The following is a 2,722-nucleotide window of genomic DNA, read 5'->3' as shown; positions in this document are numbered from 1 at the left end:
CCAGCAGCCCGCCCCCCACCAACCCCGGCGGCTTCGTGGTCAGTGAGGCCCAGTTCAACCAGATGTTCCCGAGCCGCAACTCCTTCTACACCTACTCGGGGCTCGTCGCCGCCCTCAGCGCCTACCCGGCGTTCACCAAGACGGGCAGCGCGACCGTCCAGAAGCAGGAGGCCGCGGCCTTCCTGGCGAACGTGCATCACGAGACGGGCGGGCTCGTCCACATCGTGGAACAGAACACCTCGAACTACCCGCACTACTGCGACTACAGCCGGCCCTACGGCTGCCCGGCCGGGCAGGCCGCCTACTACGGGCGCGGACCGATCCAGCTGAGCTGGAACTTCAACTACAACGCGGCCGGCAACGCCCTCGGTCTGCCGCTGCTCACCAACCCCTGGCTGGTACAGAACGACGCCGCGGTGGCCTGGAAGACCGCTATCTGGTACTGGATGACCCAGAATGGCCCGGGCACGATGACCGCGCACAACGCGATGGTCAACGGCGCCGGTTTCGGTGAGACCATCCGCAGCATCAACGGCTCGATCGAGTGCAACGGCGGGAACCCCGCCCAGGTGCAGAGCCGCGTCACCAAGTACCAGCAGTTTGTGGGCACTCTCGGCGTGCCCGCTGGTAACAATCTCTACTGCTGATTTCCGTTGCCGGGCCTCGCCACCGCTGCTCCGGCAGCGGACGGGGCCCGGTCACGATCTCTGCCGGCCGGGCGGAGCCGCTCGCCGTCGGGCGCCCCCCAGAGGGCAGGGAACCGGGGAGCGGCCGTCTGGTCGGCTCGCTGTCCGGACCCCGGCCGCACTGCTCACCCATCTGGATCCATGCCGGTCCGCGCGACCTGCGCAGGTGGCAGTGGTCGTACCGTCGGCGGGCACCCGCAGTCGCGGCGGCCGCTCCCCTAAGCAGGAAGAACGCCTCTGGAAGTCGGAGGGCCCACGGCGCTCAGCCGGGGCGGCTACCGTCGGGTGGATGGGACGGATGCGCGGCGTCCACGAGCGGCCGGCAGGGCTCAGCTACCAGCCCGAGCTGGTCGACCCGGACGAGGAGCGGTCGCTGCTCACCGCGCTGGCCGCGTACGACTTCCGCGAGATCCGCATGCACGGGCAGATCGCCCGGCGGACGGTCCGGCACTTCGGCTTCGACTACGACTACGGCTCGTTCCAGCTCACCGCCGCCGAGGCGCTGCCGGTGGAACTGTGCGAGGTCCGGGAGCGCTGCGCCGCGCTCGCCGGGGTGCCGGCGGGCACGCTCGCGCAGGCGCTGGTCACCCGGTACCCGCCGGGCTCGGTCATCGGCTGGCACCGCGACGCGCCGGCGTTCGGGCCGACCGTCGTCGGTCTCTCGCTGGGCTGCGCCTGTCTGCTGCGCTTCCAGCGGGGCACCGGCGACAACCGCCGGGTGTACGAGGTGGAGCTGGCGCCCCGGTCGGCGTACGTGCTGGCCGGAGCAGCCCGCTCGAGCTGGCAGCACAGCATCCCGCCGGTGCCGGAACTGCGCTACTCGATCACGTTCCGGCAGCTGCGCGGGGCCTGACCTGCGGCGCCCGGTCACCCAGGCGTCAGCGGTGAGCGGGCCGCCGGACCGGGGCGCAACGCCCGGCGCTGGCATACTGGGCAGCCATGGTGCTGTCACGCGGCTGGGCCCTCTTCCTCACCGGGGTCGGTGTCTGGACCTGGGTGATCTGGCCCAGGTTCGCGGTCGCGATCTGGAAGGACCCCCGGTCATGGGCCACCGGGACGGTCGGCGACTTCCCGGCCACCGGCTTCCTCTGGGTGCATGCCCTGCTGATCGGGGCGTCCCTGGCCATCGGCACCACGGTCGGGGTGCTCGGCGTCCGCGGCTGGCGGGCCACCACCCGGCGCGGCGACCGACCGACGGCCTGAGCCGGGGCACCCCGCGGGCAGCCGGTCGCGTGGTGGGGGCCGGTGGGCTGGTGTCTGCTCCGGCGGTCGGACCCGCCACCAGAACTGCCCTGCCCCATGTCATTGCGGAATGCGGGCACTCCGGGGGGCGTTGGACATTTTGTCTGCGGGGCTTCGCCTCAGGCGGGCGCCTCCACGTCGATCCTCCTTGGCGGACATCGCTGTGAGCAGCGGAAATAGTCCGACGGAGATGATGTGACGGGGGCCGCTGCCCCGCGGATTTGACGATCACTCCGGCGGGCGAGTAACTTTCTCTCTGCCAGCGCGGAACGGACGAATCGGGGCGAAAGTCCTGGAGGCCGGGCGCGGGAATGATGCCAGGGTCGGGCGGGTTGTATCCGTTGGATCCTGGTCCGGGTGGGGCCCCGAATCTGCCGCGAGGCGGATTTGGTGAGGCGGAACCGACCGGGTATGGTTGACGACCGGCAGGGCACCGGGCGAGTTCGTGGGAGACCGCGACGGCCGGCCTGCCGAATCCGATGGTCAGGCGCAGCGGTTCACTGCTGCGCGGACTCACCGGCGCCGACCCGTACGAAGCGTGACAGACCGGGACACACGGTTTGACAGGGCAGAGACGGTGCGGTAACGTAGTAAAAGTGCCCAGCGCGAGAGCGGATGGGTGTGGTTGGAAGTGGTGCCCCAGACGGGCTCCCAAGTATGGGATGTTCGGGTGGTGTGTGGTTGTTCTTTGAGAACTCAACAGGGTGCTTGATAAGCCAGTGCCAATTTGTTTGATATCCCTGGCTGGTTGATTCTTCGGGGTCTTCTGGTTTGGGGTTCCTTTGGCAACACTT

Annotated in this window: 3 protein-coding genes; all 3 read left to right on the top strand. The window is 69.6% G+C overall.

Annotated features, from left to right (window positions below; all coding sequences use genetic code 11):
- Positions 1-647 (top strand): chitinase (locus C1I99_RS30960; RefSeq protein WP_233512816.1); only part of this gene is annotated, 647 nt, incomplete at its 5' end.
- Positions 648-975: 328 nt separating this feature from the next.
- A complete protein-coding gene (locus tag C1I99_RS30955) occupies positions 976-1,539 on the top strand; it encodes an alpha-ketoglutarate-dependent dioxygenase AlkB (protein ID WP_111137683.1) in 564 nt (187 codons plus the stop codon).
- An 86-nt stretch (positions 1,540-1,625) separates the two neighbouring features.
- Positions 1,626-1,889, top strand: coding sequence for an SCO4848 family membrane protein (locus tag C1I99_RS30950; RefSeq protein WP_111137682.1), 264 nt, complete (start codon positions 1,626-1,628; stop codon positions 1,887-1,889).
- Positions 1,890-2,722 lie beyond the last annotated feature (833 nt).

The sequence above is a fragment of the Micromonospora deserti genome (assembly GCF_003236335.1).
GTDB classification, from domain to species: Bacteria; Actinomycetota; Actinomycetes; order Mycobacteriales; family Micromonosporaceae; genus Micromonospora; species Micromonospora deserti.
Note: the sequence above shows the minus strand (reverse complement) of the source record. Positions and strands in the feature narration are given on the sequence as shown.